Origin of the sequence: Hymenobacter nivis, assembly GCF_003149515.1 — a bacterium.
Lineage (GTDB): Bacteria > Bacteroidota > Bacteroidia > Cytophagales > Hymenobacteraceae > Hymenobacter > Hymenobacter nivis.
On sequence record NZ_CP029145.1, the window covers coordinates 3793335 to 3816069 of the forward strand.

Consider the following 22735-nt stretch of genomic DNA (forward strand, 5'->3'; position numbering starts at 1 on the left):
TCGAAAGGTACTTTATGGCGTGCCGCCGTCCTCTAGCTGCTCGCGCAGGGCCAGCTGCTGCTCGCGCAGGCCGGGCAGGTGCGGGCACAGGGCCTCCAGCTGCTTTAGTGCGCGCAGGGCCCGGCGCGGGTCGGCCAGCTGCCGCAAAATGGCCGCCTGGCCCCACAGGGCCCCAAAGTGCCGGGGCTCGCGGCGCAGGGTTTCGGCAATGTCGGCCAGCGAGGCGCGGTAGTCGCCGCGCTGATAGTAAGCGGTGGCGCGCTTGTTCCAGCCCTCGGCCAGGTGTGGGGCGGCGGCAATCAGTTCGTCAAACACGCCAATGGCGCGGGTGAAATCGGCGGCTTGCAGGGCCCGCATGCCGGCCTCCAGTTGCTTGTCAAGGGCCGCGTCGCCGGTGGCCAGCCACACCTGCCAGATGCCGTTTTGCAGGGCCTCAATCTCGGCTGGCGCAGTGGCCACGCGGAGCTGGGCGAAGAGGTCGTCGAGCATATTTCAGTGAATAGTAAATAGTTATCAGTGAACAAGCATACGGTTTAACAGGGGGTGGTAGGGGCCCACTGGCTATCAGTCATTGCCAGCGCTAACTGTTAACTGCGCACTGTTAATTGATAACTAAAATTAAAACAGCTCCTTGGCCACTTTACGGATGCTTTCGGCCTTGCCCATCGAGTAGTAGTGCAGGCAGGGCACGCCGTGGGCCATCAGCTCGCGGCTTTGGTTGAGGCACCACTCGATGCCCACGGCGCGGGCGGCCTCGTTGTCGCGGCACTGGCTCACGGCTTCCACCAGGGCCTCGGGCAGGTTGAGGAAGAAGGTGCGCGGCAGCATGGTGAGCTGCGCTTTCGTCGTTAAGGGCTTGAGACCGGGGATGATGGGCACGGTGATGCCGGCTTCCCGGCAGCGGCGCTCGTAGTCGAAAAACTGCTCGTTGTCGAAAAACATCTGCGTCACGATGTAGTCCGCGCCGCGGTCCACCTTGTGCTTGAGGTAGCGGATATCGGCCCCGGAGTTGGGGGCCTCGAAGTGCTTTTCGGGGTAGCCGGCCGTGCCGATGCAGAAGTCGGTGGCCCAGGTATCGTCCTGGGCCTCGTCCAGGTACTCGCCCTTGTTAAGGTCGGCCAGCTGCCCGATGAGGTCGCAGGCGTAGGCGTGGCCGTCGGGCTCGGGCTTGAACACGCCGTCCGACTTTATCGGGTCGCCGCGCAGGGCCAGCACCGAGTCGATGCCGAGGAAGTGCAAGTCAATCAGCGCGTTCTCGGTTTCTTCCTTCGTGAAGCCGCCGCAAATGAGGTGCGGCACGGTGTCCACGTCGAAGCGGTTTTTGATGGCCGCGCAGATGCCCACCGTGCCCGGGCGGCGGCGCACGGTTTTCTTCTCCAGCAGGCCGTTGGGGTGCTGGCGGTACACGTATTCCTCGCGGTGGTAGGTCACGTCGATGAACGGCGGCTTGAATTCCATCAGCGGCTCGATGTTCGAGAACAGCGTGTGGATGTCTTCGCCCTTTTTGGGTGGCAGTACTTCGAAGGAAAACAGCGTCTTGCCGTCGGCTTGGGCAAGGTGGTCGGTGACTTTCATGGGGCGGGAACGGGCGGGGCGGGCTGCCGGCTTTTTCGCCGGCTGCCCGCTAATCGTAGAAGAAAATTTGGGCCCCCGACTGTCTGCTGATCGTCGCGGCCGTTGAATGCGTCTGGGGGCCCTGGGGGGTACCGGGCAGCCGGCGAAAAGCCGGCAGCCCGGGCCGGGTGGCGGCGCTACTTCGGTTCGTAATTCAGATTCGGCATCAGCCAGCGCTCCAGCTCGGGCAGGGCCATGTGCTTGCGCTGGGCCATGTCCGCCACCTGGTCGCGGCCGATTTTTCCGAGGCCGAAGTAGCGCGAATCGGGGTGGGCGTAGTACATGCCGCTAACGGCCGCCGTGGGGTACATGGCCAGGTTTTCGGTGAGGGTGATGCCCGTTTGGCGTTCGGCGTCAAGCAGTTGAAATAGGGTAATTTTCTCGGTGTGGTCGGGGCAGCCCGGGTAGCCGGGGGCTGGGCGCACGCCCCGGTACTTCTCCTGGATGAGGTCGTCGCCGGTCAGCTTTTCGTCGGCCGCGTAGCCCCAGAACTCTTCACGTACGCGCTGGTGCAGGCGCTCGGCGAAGGCCTCGGCCAGGCGGTCGGCCAGGGCCTTCACCATGATGCTGGAGTAGTCGTCGTGGTCTTTCTCAAAAGCCTCCACCAGCTTCTCGATGCCAATGCCGGTCGTCACAGCGAAGCCGCCCAGGTAATCGGCCCGGCCGGTTTCCTTGGGCGCCAGGAAGTCGGAAAAAGCGATGTTGGGGATGCCGGGGCCCTTCTCGCCCTGCTGGCGCAGGGTGAAGAACTCGGCCACGGGGGCCCCGCGCTCGTCGTTGGCGTACAGCTCAATGGTGTCGTAGCCCACGGTGTTGGCCGGCCAGAAGCCCACCACGGCGCGGGCCGTGAGCAGCTTCTCGTCCACGATTTTCTTTAGCATGGCCTGCGCGTCCTCGAAGAGCCGGGTGGCTGCTTCGCCCAGGTTTTCGTCGGTGAGGATGCGCGGGTAGCGCCCCTTCAGCTCCCAGGTGTGGAAAAACGGCGTCCAGTCGATGTACTGCGCCAGCTCGGCCAGGTCGTAGTTATCAAACGTTCGGGTGCCCAGGAAGGTGGGCTTGGTAATGGGGGCCCCGGCCCAGTCGATTTGCACGCCGTTGGCGCGGGCGGCGTCGATGGGCAGGTAGTTCTTGTCGCGCTGGCGGCCGGCGTAGTCGATGCGCAGGGCCGCGTAGTCGTCAGCCACGGTTTGGGCGTAAGCATCGCGGCCCGAGCCGAGCAGGCCAGCGGCCACGCCCACGCTGCGCGAGGCATCGTTGACGTGCACCACGGGCCCCCCGTAGCCGGGCGCAATTTTCACGGCCGTGTGCAGGCGCGAGGTGGTGGCCCCACCGATGAGCAGCGGTATTTCCAGGCCGCGCTTTTTCATGGCCTGCGCCACGTACACCATCTCGTCGAGCGAGGGCGTAATAAGGCCCGAGAGGCCGATGATGTCGGCGCCTTGCAGCACGGCCTCGTCCAGAATCCGCTCCAGGGGCACCATTACGCCCAGGTCTACGATGTCGAAGTTGTTGCAGGCCAGCACCACGCCCACGATGTTCTTGCCGATGTCGTGCACGTCGCCCTTCACCGTGGCCAGCAGAATCTTGCCGGCGGTTTGGCGGTCGCCGCTCTGCTTGTCGGCCAGCAGGTAGGGCTCCAGGTAGGCCACGGCTTTCTTCATCACGCGGGCCGACTTCACCACCTGGGGCAAAAACATTTTGCCGGCCCCGAACAGGTCGCCCACTACGTTCATGCCGCTCATCAGGGGCCCCTCAATCACGTCCAGGGGCCGGGCCACCTGCTGGCGCACCTCCTCGGTGTCCTGGTCAATGAACTCGGTGATGCCCTTGATGAGGGCGTGTTGCAGGCGCTCCTGCACGGGCAAGGCGCGCCAGGCATCGGCCACCACCTCGGCTTTGTCCTTCTTCTTGACGGTTTCGGCGAAGTCCACCAGGCGCTCCGTGGCGTCGGCGCGGCGGTTCAGCAGCACATCTTCCACCAGCTCCATCAGGTCCTTGGGCACGTCGTCGTACACGGCCAGTTGGCTGGGGTTCACGATGCCCATGTCGAGCCCGGCGCGAATCGCGTGCAGCAAAAACGACGAGTGAATGGCCTCGCGCACCACGTCGTTGCCCCGGAACGAGAAGCTGATGTTGCTCACGCCGCCGCTCGTGAGGGCCCCCGGCAGGGTAGCTTTTATCCAGCGCACGGCCTCAATAAAATCGAGCGCGTAGGTGCGGTGCTCCTCCATGCCCGTACCCACGATGAGGATGTTGGCGTCGAAAATGATGTCCTCGGCCGGGAAGCCGATGCCCATCAGCAGGTCGTAGCTGCGCTGGCAGATTTCCTTGCGGCGCGCCAGCGAGTCGGCCTGGCCGTCCTCGTCGAAGGCCATTACCACCATGGCCGCGCCGTACTGGCGCACGGTGCGGGCGCGCTGCAAAAACACTTCCTCGCCCTCTTTCAGCGAAATCGAGTTCACGATGCTCTTGCCCTGCACGCACTTCAGGCCGGCCTCCAGCACGCTCCACTTCGAGGAGTCAATCATCAGCGGCACCCGCGAAATGTCGGGCTCCGAGGCAATTAGGTTCAGGAAGGTGGTCATGGCCTGCTCCGAGTCGAGCATGCCCTCGTCCATGTTCACGTCGATGACCTGGGCCCCGCCCTCCACCTGGGCGCGGGCCACGGCCAGGGCCTCCTCGTAGGCCCCCGTGCGGATGAGGCGGGCAAAGGCGCGCGAACCGGTCACGTTGCAGCGCTCGCCCACATTCACAAACAGGCTGTCGTGGGTGATACCAAACGGCTCCAGGCCGCTCAGGCGGGTGGTTGGGGCCCCGGCGGCGGGCAGCGGGCGCGGCCGGTACTTTTCGGCCAGCTTGCTCAGTTCGGCGATGTGCTGGGGCGTGGTGCCACAGCAGCCGCCCACCACGGTGAGGATGCCGTCCTTTAAGTAGTCTTCCACCAGGGCTGCAAATTCCTGGGCCGACTCGTCGTAGCCGCCAAAGGCATTGGGCAGGCCGGCGTTGGGGTAGGCCGAAATGTGCACGTCGGAAATGCGGCTCAGCTCCTCCACGTACTGCTTGAGTTGGTTCGCGCCCAGGGCGCAGTTCAAGCCCACGCTCAGCAGCGGCAGGTGGCGGATGGAGTTCCAGAAGGCCTCCACCGTCTGGCCCGAGAGCGTGCGGCCCGAGGCGTCGGTGATGGTGCCCGAAATCATAACCGGCACCCGGCGCCCGCCGTCGTCAAAAAACTTCTGCACCGCGTAAAGGGCAGCCTTGGCGTTCAGGGTGTCGAAAATCGTTTCGATGAGCAGCGTATCCACGCCGCCGTCCACCAGCCCGCGCACCTGCTCCAGATAGGCCGCGGCCAGCTCGTCGAACGTCACGGCGCGGAAACCGGGGCGGTTCACGTCGGGCGAGAGCGAGGCGGTGCGGTTGGTGGGCCCCACGGCCCCGGCCACGAAGCGCGGCTTGTCGGGCGTGCTGTACTCGTCGGCCGCGTCGCGGGCCAGGCGCGCCGACTCGTAATTCAGCTCGTACACAATGTGTTCGAGCCCGTAGTCGGCCTGGGCGATGGTGGTGCCTGAGAAGGTATTGGTTTCCACCATGTCGGCCCCGGCGGCAAAATACTCGGCGTGAATGCCGCGGATAATGTCAGGCCGCGTCAGGCTCAGCAGGTCGTTGTTGCCGCGCAACGGCTTGGGGTGGTCGGCGAAGCGGGGGCCCCGGAAGTCCTCCTCCGTGAGCGGGTGGCGCTGAATCATGGTGCCCATCGCACCGTCCAGAATCAGCAAGCGCTGGCGCAGAATTTCTGGTAAAGGGCTACAACAAGCGGCGTCGGCCGCAGTCGTGGGGGGGGCAGTAAGAGTGGGTGAAGAAGCGAAACCGGACATGCTAACCAGATAAAAGCGGCGGATAAACGCGCCTATCCAGAAAGAAACCCGCCCCCTGTGAGGGCGGTCCCGGCTGTCATCTTCTTCGGCCAAACGCATTGGCAGAACGGGAGTTGGCACCTACTCAGAGCAGGTTGCCAAGACGTCACAGGGCCCAGTCCCTCGGTCTTTCTGGATAGCAGCTACTGCGAAGATACGCACGGCGCGTCACCTCACCCCGGCCCCTCTCCTGCGGAGAGGGGTGCCAGTATCTGGCCGTTGTGAAATGAACAAGCTTGTTGAGGTTCCGTGAGGTTTTCCGGGCCGGGATCCTACTGCTACGACAGCGGCCACGCCGGCCACACGGTGCCGGGGGCAAAGTCCGTCAGCTCGGCTGGCAGCTCCAAAAACGCATCGGCCCCGAGCAGGCCGGCCAAATCGCCGGAGCCGCCCACGGCTATCGGCGTGGCGCGGCGCACCCCCAGCGCATCCACGGCAATGGCCACCGGCAGCAGGTGCGCCAGCGCGGGGCGGAACTGCACGGGGGCCGTGAGCACGGCCGGCGTGGGCCCCGGGGCCCCGGCCGCCGGCTGCTGGGTGGCCAGCAGCCACGGCCGCACGTAGCGGGCCGCCGTCAGCAGCGTTGAAACCGGGTTGCCGGGCAGGCCGAACACCACGGGGCCTCCATCGGCCCGGGCCCCAAACCACATGGGCTTGCCGGGGCGCTGGTTCACTTCGTGGAAAATTTCCACCACGCCCAGCTCGCGCAGCAGCGTGGGCAGGTGGTCGGCGCGGCCCTTACTCACGGCCCCACTCAGCACCACGGCGTCGAAGCCAGCGGCGAGGATATTGGTCAGGCCCTGGCGCAGCCGGGGCAGGTCGTCGGGCAGATGAAACAGGTGCACGTCGGCCCCGGCGGGGGCCAGCAGGGCCTGCACTGCGTAGGCGTTGGAGCGCCGGATCTGGTGGGGCAAGGGCGTAGCGGCCACGTCCACCAGCTCGTCGCCGGTGCTCACCACCGCTACCCGGGCGAGGCGCGTCACGCGCACTTTGGGGGCCCCCACGGTGGCGGCTACGGCCAGGGCGGCGGGCGTGAGGCGGGTGCCGGCGGGCAGCAACAGATCGCCGCGGCGGCGGTCGGTGGCCTGGGTGTGCACGTTCGTGCCGGGCTGAGCGGGCGGCGCGATGTTAATGGTAGCCTGCTGGTTAGTAAGGGTGATGTCCTCGTAGCGTACCACCGCGTCGGCCCCGGGGGGCAGCACGGCGCCGGTCATCACCTCCACGGCCACGCCCGGGCCGGGTAGCGGCCGGGCGGGGGCCCCGGCAAACTGCGCGTGCGCCACCGGAAACACCGTTTGGCCCCCGGCCCAGGCGGCGTGGGCCACGGCAATGCCGTCCATTGCCACCCGGTCGAAGGGCGGAAAGTCGCGGTCGGCGGCCAGGTCTTCGGCCAGGATGCGGCCAGTGGCTTCGGGCAGGGGCAGGGTTTCGGGCGGCAGCGCGGGGGCGGTGGCCAGCACGCGGGCGTAGGCTTCGGCAACGGAAATCATAGCTAGTTGTCAGTTGTTTGTTGGCAGTTGCTGGGCGGCTGGTATGCGGGAAGTGCTCGGCTCGCAAAGGTGGCCCGGTCGCACCTTTGCGGCCACCAACTGCTAAAGCGGCCGGCGAAACGTATACGGCCCCATCGGCCTTCCGTCACGCTCGCCCTGACAACCGACAACAAACAACTGACAACTAGCAATGCTATCCGACAAATTCACCCACGTCAACGCCGCCAACCAGCCCACGATGGTGGATGTGGGCCAGAAAGTGCCTACCCGCCGCTTGGCCCGCGCCCACTGCCGCGTGGTGCTGGGCCCCGAGCTGCTGGGCCGCGTGCGGGCCGGCGAGCTGCCCAGCCACAAGGGGCCCGTCATTCACACGGCCATCCTGGCGGGCATCATGGGGGCTAAAAAAACCGCCGACCTCATCCCGCTCTGCCACCCGCTGGGCCTCGATGATTGCCAAATCACTATCGAGCCCGACGGCCCCGACGCCCTGCGCGTGGTGTGCACAGCCGTCGTCACGGGCCGCACCGGCGTCGAAATGGAGGCCCTGACCGGCGCCAGCGTGGCCGCCCTCACGATCTATGACATGTGCAAAGCCTTCTCGCACGATATCACCATTACGGGCGTGCAGCTGGTTGAAAAAACCGGCGGCAAGCGCGACTTTCTGCGGCCCGAAAACTCGTAATCCCCATGGAAAACCAACCCGATAAAGTGCCGAAACGCGCCAAGCACGCCGCCCTGGCCCGGCCCGACCTGGGCGAATTTGGCCGCCACGAACTGGCCATCCTGGGGGCCCCGTGCGGCGATATTCAAGCGCTGGTGGCGCGGCTGCTGCCCCACTTGGCCCCAGCCCTGCGCGTGGCCTACGTGGATGCCGACCACGCCGCCGCCGACGCCGCCCTAGGGGCCCCGGCATCCGCCCAGCTGGTGCCGGCCGTGGGCGAAAATGGCCTCTCGGCTGAGTTGATTGATAAAATCACGTACCGCCAGCTGAACACCGCCCGGGCCCTGGATAAGTTCTCGCAGCCCGAGCTGCTGGCCCACGAGAGCGTGGTGCTGGTGAACGGCAACCACTTCCGCGCCCGCCAGCAAGTCGTCATCGTCGACCCGCGCAAGCCCTTGGACAAGAAGCTCGACCGCCTCACCGACGTGCGCCTCGTGCTGCTGGCCGCCGGCCAAACCGAGCTGCCGCCGGTGCTGCTGGCACACCTGGCGGGGGCTCCGCAGCCGCCCGTGCTGCCCCTGGCCGATGCGGCCGGCATCGCCGCGTTCATCCAAAAATGGTACGCCGCGGCCGTGCCCGTGCTGCGCGGCTTGGTGCTGGCCGGCGGCCGCAGCGAGCGGATGCGCACCGATAAAGGGGCCCTGCGCTACCACGGCGCCGCCGACCAGCGCCAGCACACCGCCGCGCTGCTCCACGAGTTTTGCGCCGATGTGCGCGTGTCCGTGCGCCCCGACCAAGCCAACGAATTACCCGCCGGCCTCGTGCCGCTGCCCGACACGTTTGCCGGCCTGGGGCCCCTGGGTGGCCTCCTAAGCGCCTTCCGGGCCGACCCCAACGCCGCGTGGCTGGTGCTGGCCTGCGACCTGCCGCTGCTCACCCGCACCACGCTGGAGTTTCTGGTGAGCCACCGCCAGCCCGGCCGCTTCGCCACCGCCCTGCAAAGCCCCTGGAACGACTTCCCCGAGCCGCTCATTACCATCTGGGAACCAAGGGCCTACGGCGAGCTGATGCGCTTCCTCAGCCTCGGCTACTCGTGCCCGCGCAAGGCCCTAATCAACTCCGACACCGCCATACTAGCCCCGCCCGCGCCCGAGGAGCTGCGTAACGTGAACACGCCCGAGGAGCGCGCTGAAGTGGAAACAACGCTGCAAGGGGGTTGAGGAGAGGTGGTGGAAAGACCATTAATGCTAATGAAAAGGTCATGCTCATCTGGCGCCTGCATAGCCGAAGCATCTCTCCCGCTGAGTAACTATACTGCTCGCGAAGTGGAATGCAAAAACGAAGTAGGGTGCGGGGCTTGCCCCCGCCCGTCATTGAACGGTCCCGTCGGCTTTCGTGCAGCGACGGGCGGGGGCAAGCCCCGCACCCTACTTTGTGACGAGTATAATTACTACTGCGGGAGAGATGCTTCGGCTATGCGGGCGCCAGATGAGTATGACCTTTTTATTTTCTCTGGCCCTAAAATAAAACGGCATCAAATTCAAGACGATAGGGCCCCTACGGGTGCGCTGCTACCCACTCGGTGCCGTCCTCGTATTCCTCCCGCTTCCAGATGGTTACGACTTGCTTGAGCGTGTCGATGATGAACTGGCAGGCGGCGAAGCTCTCGGCGCGGTGGGGCGTGGCCACTGCTACCACCACGGCCACGTCGCCGAGGCTTAGGGTGCCTTTGCGGTGCACCACGGCTACTTCTTGCAGCATGGGCCACCGCTCGCAGGCCTGCGCCACCACGTGGCCCAGCTGCGTGAGGGCCATGCTGTCGTACGACTCGTAGTGCAGGCGGCGCACGCGGCGGCCTCCGCTCTGGTTGCGCACCGTGCCGATGAAGGAATTGACGGCCCCCGCGGCGTCGGTCTGCACGGCGGCCAGGGCCGCGGCCACGTCAATGGGTTGGTCGGTAATGGAGAGGTGGGGCGTCATTTTTCAGTTAAGTAGTTCGGTGGAATTGATTTAATTTTTTAGCACGTCATGCTGAGCTTGTCGAAGCATCTCTACCGCTCACTAAACCAATCGTTTAACGAAGTAGTAGAGATGCTTCGACAAGCTCAGCATGACCGCCTTTTTGCATAATCAATTCTACCAAACTACTTGTCAGTTAACAGTACGCAGTTAACAGGTCGGATAAAAACGATTCGATTATTGTTAACTGCGCACTGTTAACTAAAATGTTACCCGCCGGCTACGGGCGGAATCAACGCGATTTCGTCGTTGGAGCCGATGGCTTGCTCGGCGGGGGCGTACTCGCTGTTCACGGCCACGGCGCAGCTGCGCAACTGGCCCAGGGCCGGGTACTGGGCCCGCAGGTAGTCGAGCAGGGCCCCCACGGTGGCGGGGGCGGGGGTGGGCATCTCCAGCGTGGGCTGGCCCACAATGTCGCGGGTGATGCCGAAGAGAGCGATTTTCAGGGCCATAATTTTCGGTAAATTTACCCGAGCGGAAACGTCCGCCGGGGTCATTGGTGTTGCGCCCTTGAACACCGGCGGCCGATTAGAGGTTTAGCTGAGCCCGCCTGCTTTACGTACGACCGGGCAAATCCGGGACTGAATATGCTGACTTCTACGCTTTTGCCGGCTACCATCACGCCGGCTGCTACTCTTATCGACCAGCACGGCCGGCCGCTGGAGTACGTGCGCCTGGCCGTGACGGACCGCTGCAACCTGCGCTGCTTCTACTGCATGCCCGAGCAAGGCATCCAGTACATGCCTAAAAACGAGCTGCTTAGCTACGAGGAAATGCTGCGCCTGGTAGGCCTGCTGGCCGGCCTGGGTGTGCGCAAGGTGCGCCTCACCGGCGGCGAGCCCTTCGTGCGACGCGACTTGGTGCCCTTCATGGAGCGCCTGGCCGCCCTGCCGGGCATCGACGACCTCAGCCTGACCACCAACGGCGTGCTCACCGCGCCCCACGTGCCGGCCCTGGCCCGCATGGGCGTCAAAGCCGTGAACCTGAGCCTGGACACACTTGACCGCGAGCGGTTCTTCCAAATCACGCGGCGCGACGAGCTGCCGCGGGTGATGGAAACCTTCCACGCGCTGCTGGAGGCCGGTATTCAGGTGAAAATCAACGCCGTGGTGATGGACGGCCGCAACATCGAGGACCTCGTGCCGCTGGCTACCCTCAGCCGCGACCTGCCCGTGGACGTGCGCTTCATCGAAGAAATGCCCTTTAATGGCGGCAGCCACGTGGCCACGCCGGCCTCGTTGCCCTGGCACCACGGCCGCATCCGCCAGCACCTGGAAAACCACTTTGGAGCCCTGGCGCCGGTGGCCACGGAGGCTGGCGCTACGGCCTCAGAGTACCGCATTGCCGGGCACCGGGGCACGGTGGGCATCATTGCGGCGTATTCGCGCACCTTCTGCGGCACCTGCAACCGCCTGCGCCTCACGGCCGAAGGCGGCATCAAAACCTGCCTTTACGACCAAGGCGTGCTTGACGTGCGGGCCCTGCTGCGCGGCGGCGCCTCGGATGCCGACGTGGTGGAGGCCCTGGCCAATGCCTTCCGCTACCGTGCCGCCAACGGCTTCGAGGCCGAAAGCCAGCGCCCGCTGCACCAGCTCAACTTCGAGAGCATGGCCACCATCGGCGGTTAGGGCCCCGGGGCCCCGGCTTCAGGTTTTAAAAGCGGTGCTGCCGGGCCATTTCGCGCGCAAAACTTCGCTTGAAGCTCCGCTGCACGTAGGGCGGAAGCGGCTGGCCTTCCTCAAACTGCCGTACTATCGACGCTTCCCGGCGCTGGCTGAACCGCGCCCACCGCACAACGTCTATCACCATCAGGCCGGCGTAGTAGGGGATGACGGCGAACTGAACACCAGTGGTGAATTTTTTTTGGTCGCCAGGCCGGTTTGCTACGCTAACAACGCTCAGTGTGGTAGCGCCTGCGAGTACGAATGTGCCGATGCGGCCGCCAAGGCGGCCCCGGTGAAACACCCGGTGCAGCACGGCCAGACTATCGGCGTGCGTGGCACTGACGGCCGGGGGCCCCGGGGCCGGGCCGGTTTGGGCATGGGCTGGGCAAAGCCCGAGTAGCAAAGCCGCGGCGAGTAGGAGGTTCTTCATATAAACGGCTGGCTGACAAGTAGCCACGAATATATATCCCTTTCAGTATTTGGTTGATGAAGTTCAGTAAATAATACTTGCCGTGCTACTCCACCAGTTGCGCGTGCAGCTGGGCCAAGGTTTCGGCGGCGTTGGTGCATAGGCCGGGGTGCACGGGCGAGGTTTGCACCACGGTGCTGCGGGTGGCGGTGAGCCAGCGAAACCGTTCGGCAATAGCGAGTTGGCCAATGGGGCCCCCGGTGGCGCGGCCCTGGCAAATGCGCTCGAAGGCGTGCAAGCGCGCCGCCAGCTCGTCCAGGTCCAGCGCGGCCGAAAAGGCGCGCAGGCGGGCTTCGGGCAGCGTAAACCGGGCTTGCAGGAAGCCCTGGGCCCGGCAGTACACGATAACGCCCACGTTGAGGAATTCCTCGCGCTCGACGCGCGGTACCACGCGCAGCACGGCGTACTCAAATAAGTCCTTGGCGGGCATCGTCGGCTTCCTGAACAAAGGTGGGGGAGGCCGCCAGGCGGCTTTCGAGGAAGCGCACGTAGCCGGCGCGCTGGGCTTCGGGCGGGGCGTCGTCCGTCAGCCACTCGTCGGGCACCAGGGCCACCACGGCTCGGATGACGTCGGGCGTGAGGCGGGCATGGCCCTCGGCATCGGCCGCGGCCAGCGCGGTGGCCTGGGGCAGCAGCACGTGGGTTTTTATTTGCGGGAACAGGCGCTGGCCGCCGGGGCGCTCGGCCCAGTCGGGGCTGGTGTGGTGCACGTAGAGGGCCGCGCCGTGGTCAATCAGCCATAACTCCTTGTGCCACAGTAGTAAGTTGGTGTTGCGCACGGTGCGGTCCACGTTCAGCGTCAGGCAATCGAGCCAGACCACCAGCGAAGCCAGCGGGGCCCCCACGGGGGCCAGCAGCGGGTCGTAGGTGCTGGCCCCGGACAGGAAGTGCAGGGCCAGGTTGCGGCCGGTGCTGGCCCGCAGCAGGTCCTGAATTTCCTCGTCGGGCTCGGTGCGGCCGAAGGCTTCGTCGAGCTGGCAAAACACCAGCTCCGGCATCCGCAGACCCAGGGCCCGGGCCAGCTCGCCCACAATCAACTCGGCCACCAGCGCCTTCAGGCCCTGCCCCGCGCCCCGGAACTTCAGCACGTACAAAAACCCGTCGTCGGCCTCCACCAGCGCGGGCAGCGAGCCACCCTCGCGCAGCGGCGTCACGTAGCGCGTCACGTGCACGGTGCGGAGTTCTAAAGGAATAGCAGGCATGGGGGCAAGGAGGAAACGGGGGCTGCAAAGGACGCACAGATTGGCAGGTTTTGCGGTGCAGTGCGCCGCCCCGGGCCCCGGGCGGCGGCGATACCCCGGGGGGCCCGGGCGGCCGCATGGCCACCGGCAAGTGTTATAAAATCCTGTCTTTTTGTAAAGTATATTTTACATAAAGTAAATTATGCCTTACGTTTGCAGCGCAAGTTTCTCACTTCAACCAACTCATTATGCCGACGCAATTTTTGTTTCCGCACCGCTACAAGCGGGTGGGCTGGGTGCTGGCCGCCGGGGCCCTGGCGCTGGGCCTGCTGGAGATGTACGACGTGTTGCACCTGCCGCACCTGCTGGCGTGGCTGCCCTCGCCCATCGGCAACGGCGACCTGCCGGACGTAGTAGCCGGCCGTTCGGTGCGGGCCAACCACGATTTGTACGCCGTGCTGCTCATTGCCGGCAGTTTGCTGGCGGCTTGCTCGCGCGAGCGGCAGGAGGACGAATACATTGGCCAAATTCGGCTCGATTCGCTGTTGTGGGCCCTGTACACGTATTCAGCGCTGTTGGCGCTGGCCTTCTTGCTGGTGAGCGGCAGCGCGTTTTTTGTCGTGATGATGTATGCGCTGTTTACGCCACTGCTGCTGTTCATGGTGCGGTTTCAGGTGGCGCTGCGGCGCGGGGCCCAAGCGGCGGCGCATGACGAATAACCTGCGCGTGGAGCGCGCCATACTACGCCTCACGCAAGACGAGCTGGCCCGCCGCATCGGCGTGAGCCGCCAGACCATCAACGCCATGGAAGCCGGCAAGTACGTGCCCTCCACGGCGTTGGCCCTGAAACTAGCCCGTGTGTTCGGCAAGCCCGTCGAGCAATTATTCGGGCTGGAAGACGGCGACTGAAATGCCCCCGCTGGGGCCTTGGGCCCTTGGTAGAGGTTGCGCGGGCGCGGAATTTCAAGCCTTCCCAAGTCAGCTGGCGTTGGCCGCTGGGGGCACAAGCCGCGGCGGGCAGTTTATTTTGAGCCGTTGGGGCCCCAAACGAGTAGCGCGCGGCGGGCGCGTGGGTTTAAAAAACAATCCTTTGCGCTCGGCGAAGGCATAACCCTGGCCACCGTTTGGGGTTAGAGGAGATTGGTTTTTAACGCGCTTGGGGGCCCAGCGAGGCCCTGGGCATTAGTAGTGAATAGCGTATGATGGCCTTGGATTCTTCAGTTTTGGCGGCGGGCTCGCGCAAAAAGCACCGGGCGGCGGTGGGGGCCCTGTTTTTTTTGCTTGGGCTGTGCTTTGCCACGTGGGCCTCGCGCATTCCCAACATCCAGCAGCGCATGGGTGTGAGCGACGGCCAGCTAGGGCTGGTGCTGTTTGCCATTCCGGCGGGGCAGCTGCTGAGTTTACCGCTGGCGGGGTGGCTGGTGGCCAAACGCGGCAGCCGGCAGGTGGTGCTGGCAGGCGTATTGCTCTACGCCGTGGACCTGGCGGCGCTGGGCTGGGCGGCCAACCTCTACCAACTGGTGCCGCTGCTGATGATATTCGGAGTGGGCGGTAACCTGACTAACATCTCGGTTAATACCCAGGCCATCAACGTAGAGCGGCTGTACACCAAACCCATCATGGCCTCGTTCCACGGGCTCTGGAGCCTGGCGGGGTTTGCCGGCGCGGCCATCGGCACGGTGATGATTGGGGCCCGGGTGCCGCCGGGGTATCACTTCCTGCTCATCGCGCTGCTCATTGCCGCCGGCCTGGCCGTGAGCGCCAGCAATGTGGTGCGCCACGACAGCGGCGTTGACCCCAACCAACCAGCCTTCGTGCGGCCCGACAGCCACCTGCTGGGCCTGGGGGCCATTGCCTTCTGCGCCCTCATTTGCGAAGGCGCCATGTTCGACTGGAGCGGCGTATACTTCAAAAAGGTACTGCAAGTAGACCGCAATTGGGTGGGCGCGGGCTACACAGTCTTCATGAGCACCATGGCACTGGGCCGCTTCGGGGTCGACGGGCTGGCGGCCCGCCTGGGGGCCCGGCGCGTGATTCAGGGCAGCGGGCTGCTCACGGCCACGGGGCTGGCGCTGGCGGTGGCGTTCCCGGTGCTACCGGTGGCGCTGCTGGGCTTTTTGCTGGTGGGCTTCGGCACGTCGTCGGTGGTGCCGCTGGTGTACAGTGCAGCGGGGCGCTCCACCACCATGTCGGCGGGCATGGCCCTGGCGGCGGTGTCCACCCTCGGGTTCGTGGGCTTTTTGCTGGGGCCCCCGGTCATCGGCCTCATCGCCGGGGCCACCAGCCTGCGCGTATCGCTGGCCCTCGTCGCCGTGATGGGCCTGTGCGTATCGGCCGTGGCCAGCCGGGTAAAGATTTGATTTTTTAAATGTGGAGATATAAGGAGATGTGGGGAAATATGAAAATGTGGGAATAAGCCAAGGCCTAGTATTTTTTCACATCCTTCACATCCTTCACATTCTCATACATTTCACTACGCCCTCACTTGTGCCCTTTTAGCCACACGGAAGCTTCTTTATAAGATGGGGCCGTGCGGTCGCCGCCGGCCACCACCATTTGGAAGTAGCGCTTGGTACTGCGCAGGTCGGTGTCGGCCTCGGCCAGCTTGCCCAGGTTGAAGGCCGCGCCCTGGTAGTAGCCGCCGCTGGTGTTGGCCAGGGTTTCGGAAAACACGATGCAGCGCTGGTAGTAGTCGCGGGCGGCGTCGAGCTTGTGGTAGCGGTACTGCATCAAAAAGCCCAGGAAGTAGGTGGCGTAGCGCCCCGAGTAGCCCTCGTAGCCGGGCAGGCCCGCGTTGAGCTTGGCCAGGATGGATTTGCTGGCCTGCTCGCAGTTCGCCCAGTCGCCCTCGCGGAAGCAGAGCATGGCGTAGTTGCGCTCGAAGTAGCTGTTGTCGGGAAACTCGGCCACCAGCTGGCGGGCCACGTTCAGGGCCGCGGTTTCCTCGTGCTCGCGCTCGCTGCCCAAAATGCGCATGAGGAAGAACCGGGCCTCGATGGCCGTGTAAAAGCCGGTTTTGCCCACCGTGCGCAGCTGGGAAATACCGGCGTCGCGGTTGCCCTTCGGGAAGAAAAACAGCACCGGCCGCAGCCACGGATACTCGTCGGCAATCCACACGGCGTAGTAGTTGAACAGGCCCTGGCCGAAGAGAAATTCCGGACTCAAGTCGTTGGCCTCTTTGCTTTTGTCGAGGTATTCGAGCGAGCGTTTACTGCTCACCGTGGCCTTGCGCCAGTCGTGGCGCTCGGCGTGCAGGCGGGCGTCGAAGGCGTAGGCGGCCGAGAGGAAAAAGCAGGCTTCGTAGTTGTGCTTGTCGGCGTCGTACAGCTTTTTGGCTTTGGTGGTGGCCGTGTCCATGTAAGCAAAAAAGGTGCGGTCGTACTGTGTGGTGCCCATATTGGTGGGCAATATTTTCCACCACGTACTCAAGCCCATCAGGAAGTAGGCCATGGGGTGCTCGGGGTAGCGGCGGCGCAGCGACCGAAACTGCCGGTCGGCCCGGTCGAACTTAAAGTTGTAGAGGTTGTGCACGGCCCCGTTCAGCTCCTGCTGCACGTCCTGATCGAGCAGCAGCCAGCCCTTGGTATCGACGGCTTGCGGGGCCACTTCCACATCGGTCAGCTCAACTTCCTTGATGCCGGCCATGTGCCGCGCTGTATCAGCGACCTGGGCCACGGCCGAAAAAACCGGTAGCAGTAGCGCCAACGCCAGCAGGACCCGCCGGCCACGTGCTAAGAATTGGACAATATCCATAAAATAAGTGTATAAAGAATTGTTCAAGCAATTATAACCTCTTAGTCCCCTAAAAGTAGGTTTTTTGATTGATTATTGCCGCATGACAGTTGGTGATAAAGGGCCGGTTTTCTTGAAAATATTCTAAATGCCTCCCACCTGCCCAAATGCCGGGGCCCCTAATCCGGCAACTGCGGCAACCGCTGGGGGCCCCGGCCAGTACACAGGCAGCCCTTTTGCCTAATGCCCCGTTCGTTTTGACCGATACCTTATCCCACCGTCAGAAGATGCTCACCTTCGGCGGCATCCTGCTAGCCATGTTCCTGGGGGCCCTCGACCAAACCATCGTGTCCACGGCGCTGCCACGCATCGTGGCCGATTTGCACGGCCTCGACCGTTTCACGTGGGTGGCCACGGCCTATCTGGTGGCCAGCACGGCGCTGGTGCCCATTTATGGCAAGCTGGCCGACATGTACTCGCGCCGCACCATTGAGGTGGTGGCGGTCAGCGTGTTTCTGCTGGGCTCGGGGCTGTGCGGGCTGGCGGGAAAGTTTGGTACGCTGCCGCTGCTGGGCGACGGCATGACGCAGCTCATCGTGTTCCGGGCCGTGCAGGGGCTGGGCGGCGCGGGGCTGTTTGCGATGGCCTTCATCATCATTGCCAACCTGTTTCCGCCCGCCGAGCGGGGGCGCTACCAGGGCTACACGGGGGCCGTATTCGGCACGTCGTCGGTGCTGGGGCCCCTGCTGGGCGGCTTCCTCACCGACCGTGGCGGGGGCCTGATTCCGGGGGTGGAGGGCTGGCGGCTAGTGTTCTACGTGAACCTGCCGCTGGGCCTGGTGGCGCTGTGGTTCATCCTCAAGTACATGCCGCCGCTGCGGCCGCGCACCGCGCCCAAGTCGTTCGATTTTGTGTCGGCCCTGCTGCTGGTGAGCGGGCTGGGGCCCCTGGTGGCGGCCTTGCAGCTCAACCGGGCGCAGTACGGCTGGACGGCCCCGCTCACGCTGGGCCTGCTGGGCGGGGCCCTGGGGGCCCTGGCGCTGTTCGTAGGGCGCAGCCTGCGCCACGAAAACCCCATTCTCAACTTCAGCTTGTTCAAAAACAAGGTGTTCCGCACGGCCAACGCCGCCTTGTTCCTGCTGGGCGGGGCGTTCCTGGGGGTCATCATCTTCGAGCCCCTGTTCATGGTGAACGTGCTGGGCGAGTCGGCCACGCGGGCCGGCGTCAGCCTCATTCCGCTCTCGCTGGGCGTGGTCACGGGCTCGCTGCTGGCGGGCCAAATGGTGTCGCGCTACGGCCACTACAAGCGCTGGATGCTGGCGGGCATCTCGCTGCTGCTGGTAGGCCTGTCGCTGCTGGCCACCATGCCGCCCACTGTGCAATACTACCAAGTGCTCATCTACTTAGCGGTGTGCGGCCTGGGCCTGGGGCCCACCATGCCACTCTACACCCTGGCCGTGCAAAACGCCACCGCGCCCCAGCTCATGGGCCAGGCCACGTCGGCCAGCCAGTTCTCCCGGCAGATTGGCGGGGCCCTGGCCGCCTCGGCGCTGGGCGCGGTGCTCAGCCTCACGCTGGCCCATGCCCTGCCCGCCCAGGCGGCCAGGGCCCCGCGCCAAACCATCGCGGCCGCAAGGCCAGTGGCTGCTACCGGGGCCCCCAGCCCTGCGGTACGCAATGCCTTCGCCAAGGCCATCGGGCGGGTCTATTTATTAAATATTTTCCTGGTCGTGGGCGGGCTTATCACGACGCTTTTCATTCCGGAGCTGCCGCTGCGCAAAAGCAACGACGGGCCGCCCGCCGAATAGTGACCGTTGCCCGTCCCTGGTTTCGGTAAGCCAAGCCAATCCCCGCATATGCTAGCCATTGTAGGCGTCGCGGTAAAATGTCAGGGGCCGCAAATAACCGTCCAGCGAAGCCTTGGCTAGCTCGCCCCGCTTGCGGTACTCTTGCTCGCCCATGTCCACGGCCAAGCGCATGCACCGGGCTAGGTCGTCCACGTCGCCGGGCTCGGCCACCAGCGCAGCGGGGCCCCCAGCCTCGGGCAGCCCCCCATCGCGGGTGACGATGGACGGCACCCCCACGTTGCGGGCCTCGATGGGCGTCAGGCCCAAATCCTCCTTGGTATTGGCAGGAGCCAACAGCCAGCACGTGCTTGCCAGCAGCTTTTCCTTCACCTCGACCTCGACGAAGCCCGGCAAGTTCACCGAAGTCAAGCCCAGCTCGGTAATCAAAGCCAAAACCGTGGGCTTCAGGGGCCCGTTGCCGAGCAGCGTCAACGGCCAGGCTTTGGGGTCAAGGTTGCATTGTGAGTAGGCCCGAACGATTTCCTCCAGCCCCTTACCCGGAATCCAGCGGCCGATGAACAGAAACCCGCGCCGTTGCTCGGGCGGGCACCAACCCTCCGGCAGCTTCGATACCGTGGGGAAACTGTCGCTGGTGGCCGATTTCTCGTTCGGCTCCCACGTGTCCCACACAAACTTAGAGTTGAACCACCGGCGGTGCGCCAACTGCACCGACAGTCCCCACAGCACGTTGTGCAAGTTGAGCGTCCGGCGGCGCCAGTTGTGCACAGTCAGCAGAATCTTTTTTCGCAGCAGGCTGGCGCTAAAAACAACGTCGGGCGGGGTATTTTGAATATGCAGAACATCGGCCCACGTAATTAATTTTAATAATTGCAACGAGCTGCTTTGCACAAAATATACCTGAGAACAAACGGCGTTGGCCTGCTCCACCAAATCAGGAGCAGGCTCATGCCCCTTCACCATCTTAAAGCAGAGTTTTACTTCAAACTCGGGCCAGTGGGTTGCGGCTTCCGCCAGGGTTATCATAAATGCTTCCATTCCCCCGTAGGGCCCAAGGGTAGAGCCGATTATTAAAAGATTTTTAGTGCTAATGCCCATGTAAAGTAGTTGAGTTCGTTGGTACTGCTTGGGTCAAATATATTGTCGAAATCAATCAATTAATCAATCGTTGACTACGAGTAACTTTTTGAGCCTTTCCCAAAAGCCGACAAGCTAATTAATCCAGCTAGTACGATTTATAATGGTCAACTTAATTAGGTCGACTTGTCAGGTAATGTTGCGGGCAGCAATTAGACAATGCGCATGCTTCTTGACGATTCAAAAACCCTAATGTATTTCTCAGCAGCCTGGCTCACGCCGTAGTTGTCAGAGAAAGTATTTTTTTGACTCATGAATTGGTCAAGGTTACCAATCCGGTGGGCTTCCTCAACCCAATCAATTTTTCTCTCGTCGGTGACGAATGAATCCCTTAGTAAGAGTACGGGCAGGCCATTATTGAGCATGGCGGCAATGCTGCCACTCTTTTCAAATACAATCTTGGGATAAGTGCTCAATCCTACATCCGTGGAGCAAAAATAGTCAGCAATGTCCTGGTCGTTGCACTCACCAAATATATGGGTTTCCAAATTAAGCAACTCGCTCAGTTTTAAAAAAAAATTACTTACGCCAGTAGCTCGCCCCACGTGCGTAACTAAGAGGGTTTTGTCGGTGCTGGCAGCTAAAAACTTCAGGTTTGCAATGGTTAAGTCAGGGTTTCGATAATCCGAAGTACCAAAAAATGAAGCAATCAGGTACTGGTCCCTGTTTCGGCGTACTTTCCCGGGTAATTGGTCGTACAAACCCGTCCGGGGTTTATGGCCAACCGGTAAGTTGCTGAAGATATTTATTTGCCCCGCGTCAACACCGATCTTTGCCAAGCAAGTTTGATAAAATGAATTACTGGTTGAAACAGCATCAAACGCCAGGGTCTTGAATAGCAAGCGAATAGTTGCCTTCTGAAGCCAGCCTAAGACTTGCTCTTTTGAGAAAGATTTCGTGTCCTCGCCGACCCATAACTCGTGCACCATAACGTGCAACTTTCTTCCTTGGCAAATAAGATTAAGGTGTCCGCCTAAATCAAAATTTAACCCTTTGGGGTGAAATGAAAAGCAAACAAACTGCAAACTGATCCACTCAGGGTCAAACTGGTCAATCCATTCCCTGGCTACCGCGCTTCGCTTTTGTAGGGGCCACGTGTGAGGCAGCCGGAGAACGGAGATGCTACTGCCATCTAAGTGTTGCGTTTCAGCCAGCTGTTGTTCTGTGTTGCTGTCGGCCAGGGCCACGGCGGCTACTTCATGCCCTTGTTCGAGCAGCTTTCCGGCGAGCCGCCTGGTATAATCACCTACGCCGTCGCGGCCCGGTTCCAGCCCACCACAAAGAAAAATAATTCTCATAAAGTACTCGTTGCTAATTAGTTTGATGTAAAAAACGTCATGCTGAGCGTAGTCGAAGCATCTCTTATTCGGGGTTAACCACAATATTTAGAGTTAGTTACGCAGCATATATGCTTCAACAAGCTTAGCATGGCCGTCTGTTTTAGCATAAGCTATTTACCGACGGGTACTCAATGCTTTACAGAAAAAATGCCCCAGTTGCGCCGGCACCCGCACCAGGTGTAGGCACCGCACCTGCCGCATCCTGCGGGCGGGGCGCTTTTCCTGGGGCACGATGATTTGGTAGGGGCCCGACTTGGCCAGCAGGGGCTGGCCGAATCGGGCGGTGGCCAGCAGCACTACTTGGCTGGCAAACGCGTCGTCGAGCTCGGGCAAGGCAAAGACCCCGTGGTAGCCGTCGGCGGCTTCGGCCACCAGGGCCAGGGCCTTGCCGTGGATGGCCTTGCCCTGCGGGGCCCCCACCAGGGCCAGCACATCGGCCAGTGCCACGCCCTGGTAGGTGTGGGCCTGGTTATCTTTGCCGGTGGCGCGCACCTCCTGGCGGGGTAGGGCGGCGAGGGCGGCCGCCGTCAGGTTGCGGTTTTTGCCATCGAGGCCATCGAGGCCATCGAGGCGCAAGGCAGCTGGGGCCGTAACGCCGGGCGTCGGTTTGGCGGCGGGCGTCTGGGCTTGCGCTGGTGGGCCCCTGAGGAGCAAGGCAACGGCCAGCGCGGGCCCCCAGGAGCGCAGGGATGAATAAGGCATGAGAAAAGGCGCAGTGATTAGGGCAAATATAAACCTTGCCCGTTTGCCTGGCGTGGGCCCCCAGCGCGGCGGCCAAAACACCGGTCCGCTTCGGTGGTTTCATGCTTATAGCCTTTTTTGCATGGAACCCGCCATCTTGTTGCCCGCCGCTAGTTACGAGTACGCCACCGTGCAAAAGGTGTACGGCGAGGGCCCCGCCGAACCCGCTACCGACCAGCTGGCCGCCGAGGAGCCGCTGGAAATCCGGCTGGGCTACGCGGTGGCCGGCGGCCGCTCGCACCGCACGCTGTCCGTGACGATGCGCACGCCGGGGCAGGACGAGGAACTGGCCGCCGGTTTTTTGCTGACGGAAGGCATCATCCATGGCAAAGCCGACCTGCTGGGCGTGCGCCCCTGCCCCGACGTGCGGAAGCCCGAGGAGGCCGGCAACGTGGTGCGCGCCGAGTTGGCCGACCACGTTCCCGTTGATTTTCAGGGCCTGGAGCGGCATTTCTACACCAGCTCTAGCTGCGGGGTGTGCGGCAAAACCAGCATCGACGCCATCCAAACCACCACCTGCCCGGTGCTGCCCGCCCAGGGGCCCCACTTGGCCTACGCCACCGTGCACCAGCTGCCCGCGCGGCTGCGCGCCGCCCAGGCCGGCTTCGAGCAAACTGGCGGGCAGCACGCGGCGGCCCTGTTTTCGCCGGCGGGCGAGCTGCTGCTATTGCGCGAAGACGTGGGCCGCCACAACGCCCTCGACAAGCTCATTGGGGCGGCGCTGCTGCAAGACTGGCTGCCGCTGCACCAGCACGTGCTGCTGGTAAGCGGCCGCGCCAGCTTCGAGCTGGTGCAGAAAGCGGCGGCGGCGGGCCTCGGTATTTTGGCCGCCGTGGGGGCCCCCAGTAGCCTGGCGGTGCAGGCCGCCGAGCGGTTCGGGATGACGGTGCTGGGCTTCGTGCGCAACGAGCGGTTCAATATTTACTCGCACCCGTGGCGGGTGGGGCCCGCGGGCGAATAGCTGGGGCCCC

21 protein-coding genes and 1 riboswitch are annotated in these 22735 nt (G+C 63.5%); of the genes, 8 read left to right on the plus strand and 13 right to left on the minus strand.

Annotation, left to right across the window (positions count from 1 at the left end; all coding sequences use genetic code 11):
- Positions 1-12: 12 nt before the first annotated feature.
- From DDQ68_RS16880 to DDQ68_RS16895, 4 genes are all read right to left on the minus strand, one after another.
- The gene (locus tag DDQ68_RS16880) at positions 13-489 is read right to left on the minus strand and encodes a tetratricopeptide repeat protein (RefSeq protein WP_109657352.1); all 477 of its coding nucleotides are present in this window, start codon (positions 487-489) and stop codon (positions 13-15) included.
- 129 nt (positions 490-618) lie between these two features.
- A complete protein-coding gene (gene metF, locus DDQ68_RS16885; protein WP_109657353.1) occupies positions 619-1575 on the minus strand; it encodes a methylenetetrahydrofolate reductase [NAD(P)H] in 957 nt (318 codons plus the stop codon).
- 176 nt (positions 1576-1751) lie between these two features.
- Positions 1752-5366 carry a methionine synthase gene (metH, locus tag DDQ68_RS16890; protein ID WP_245897450.1) on the minus strand — a complete coding sequence of 1205 codons (3615 nt, stop codon included), beginning with the start codon at positions 5364-5366 and terminating at the stop codon, positions 1752-1754.
- Positions 5367-5559: 193 nt separating this feature from the next.
- Positions 5560-5668, minus strand: a riboswitch (SAM riboswitch).
- A gap of 135 nt (positions 5669-5803) precedes the next feature.
- Positions 5804-7015: a molybdopterin molybdotransferase MoeA gene (locus DDQ68_RS16895; protein WP_109657355.1), complete on the minus strand. Its 1212-nt coding sequence runs from the start codon at positions 7013-7015 to the stop codon at positions 5804-5806.
- 190 nt (positions 7016-7205) lie between these two features.
- On the opposite strand from DDQ68_RS16895, the gene moaC reads away from it, so the two are divergent.
- On the plus strand, positions 7206-7697 hold the full coding sequence (gene moaC, locus DDQ68_RS16900; protein WP_109657356.1) for a cyclic pyranopterin monophosphate synthase MoaC: 492 nt from the start codon (positions 7206-7208) through the stop codon (positions 7695-7697).
- A gap of 5 nt (positions 7698-7702) precedes the next feature.
- A complete protein-coding gene (locus tag DDQ68_RS23535) occupies positions 7703-8896 on the plus strand; it encodes an NTP transferase domain-containing protein (protein ID WP_211320165.1) in 1194 nt (397 codons plus the stop codon).
- A gap of 337 nt (positions 8897-9233) precedes the next feature.
- Here DDQ68_RS23535 and DDQ68_RS16910 read toward each other — a convergent pair whose 3' ends face one another.
- Positions 9234-9656, minus strand: a complete 423-nt coding sequence (locus DDQ68_RS16910; RefSeq protein WP_109657357.1) for a molybdenum cofactor biosynthesis protein MoaE — start codon at positions 9654-9656, stop codon at positions 9234-9236.
- A 248-nt stretch (positions 9657-9904) separates the two neighbouring features.
- Positions 9905-10147 carry a MoaD/ThiS family protein gene (locus tag DDQ68_RS16915; protein ID WP_109657358.1) on the minus strand — a complete coding sequence of 81 codons (243 nt, stop codon included), beginning with the start codon at positions 10145-10147 and terminating at the stop codon, positions 9905-9907.
- Between the two features lie 135 nt (positions 10148-10282).
- Here DDQ68_RS16915 and moaA point away from each other — a divergent pair, with 135 nt between their 5' ends.
- Entirely contained in the window at positions 10283-11323 is a 1041-nt protein-coding gene (gene moaA / locus DDQ68_RS16920) for a GTP 3',8-cyclase MoaA (RefSeq protein ID WP_109657359.1), read from the plus strand.
- Positions 11324-11348: 25 nt separating this feature from the next.
- Here moaA and DDQ68_RS16925 read toward each other — a convergent pair whose 3' ends face one another.
- From DDQ68_RS16925 to DDQ68_RS16935, 3 genes are all read right to left on the minus strand, one after another.
- A complete protein-coding gene (locus tag DDQ68_RS16925; RefSeq protein WP_109657360.1) occupies positions 11349-11789 on the minus strand; it encodes a hypothetical protein in 441 nt (146 codons plus the stop codon).
- Between the two features lie 85 nt (positions 11790-11874).
- Entirely contained in the window at positions 11875-12258 is a 384-nt protein-coding gene (locus tag DDQ68_RS16930; protein WP_109657361.1) for a DUF3037 domain-containing protein, read from the minus strand.
- Positions 12236-13030: a HipA family kinase gene (locus DDQ68_RS16935; protein ID WP_109657362.1), complete on the minus strand. Its 795-nt coding sequence runs from the start codon at positions 13028-13030 to the stop codon at positions 12236-12238. Before DDQ68_RS16935 ends, DDQ68_RS16930 begins: the two co-directional genes overlap by 23 nt.
- 227 nt (positions 13031-13257) lie before the next feature.
- Here DDQ68_RS16935 and DDQ68_RS16940 point away from each other — a divergent pair, with 227 nt between their 5' ends.
- From DDQ68_RS16940 to DDQ68_RS16950, 3 genes are all read left to right on the plus strand, one after another.
- Positions 13258-13728, plus strand: a complete 471-nt coding sequence (locus DDQ68_RS16940) for a hypothetical protein (RefSeq protein WP_109657363.1) — start codon at positions 13258-13260, stop codon at positions 13726-13728.
- Positions 13718-13918 carry a helix-turn-helix transcriptional regulator gene (locus DDQ68_RS16945; protein ID WP_109657364.1) on the plus strand — a complete coding sequence of 67 codons (201 nt, stop codon included), beginning with the start codon at positions 13718-13720 and terminating at the stop codon, positions 13916-13918. The genes DDQ68_RS16940 and DDQ68_RS16945 overlap by 11 nt, the downstream gene beginning before the upstream one ends.
- 299 nt (positions 13919-14217) lie before the next feature.
- Complete coding sequence (locus DDQ68_RS16950; protein ID WP_245897086.1) at positions 14218-15369, plus strand: MFS transporter; 1152 nt, start codon at positions 14218-14220, stop codon at positions 15367-15369.
- A 121-nt stretch (positions 15370-15490) separates the two neighbouring features.
- On the opposite strand, the gene DDQ68_RS16955 is transcribed toward DDQ68_RS16950, so the two are convergent.
- Positions 15491-16762 carry a tetratricopeptide repeat protein gene (locus DDQ68_RS16955; protein ID WP_109657365.1) on the minus strand — a complete coding sequence of 424 codons (1272 nt, stop codon included), beginning with the start codon at positions 16760-16762 and terminating at the stop codon, positions 15491-15493.
- Between the two features lie 236 nt (positions 16763-16998).
- Between DDQ68_RS16955 and DDQ68_RS16960 the strand changes: the two genes are divergently transcribed.
- Complete coding sequence (locus DDQ68_RS16960; RefSeq protein WP_245897087.1) at positions 16999-18549, plus strand: MDR family MFS transporter; 1551 nt, start codon at positions 16999-17001, stop codon at positions 18547-18549.
- 51 nt (positions 18550-18600) lie between these two features.
- On the opposite strand, the gene DDQ68_RS16965 is transcribed toward DDQ68_RS16960, so the two are convergent.
- The 3 genes from DDQ68_RS16965 to DDQ68_RS16975 all read right to left on the minus strand — a co-directional run bounded on the left by DDQ68_RS16965 (position 18601) and on the right by DDQ68_RS16975 (position 21725).
- On the minus strand, positions 18601-19437 hold the full coding sequence (locus DDQ68_RS16965; protein WP_162550188.1) for a glycosyltransferase family 4 protein: 837 nt from the start codon (positions 19435-19437) through the stop codon (positions 18601-18603).
- Positions 19438-19835: 398 nt separating this feature from the next.
- Complete coding sequence (locus DDQ68_RS16970; RefSeq protein WP_162550189.1) at positions 19836-20981, minus strand: glycosyltransferase family protein; 1146 nt, start codon at positions 20979-20981, stop codon at positions 19836-19838.
- 156 nt (positions 20982-21137) lie between these two features.
- Positions 21138-21725, minus strand: a complete 588-nt coding sequence (locus DDQ68_RS16975) for a molybdopterin-binding protein (protein WP_109657369.1) — start codon at positions 21723-21725, stop codon at positions 21138-21140.
- 121 nt (positions 21726-21846) lie between these two features.
- Between DDQ68_RS16975 and fdhD the strand changes: the two genes are divergently transcribed.
- On the plus strand, positions 21847-22725 hold the full coding sequence (gene fdhD, locus DDQ68_RS16980; RefSeq protein ID WP_109657370.1) for a formate dehydrogenase accessory sulfurtransferase FdhD: 879 nt from the start codon (positions 21847-21849) through the stop codon (positions 22723-22725).
- The last annotated feature ends 10 nt before the right edge of the window (positions 22726-22735 follow it).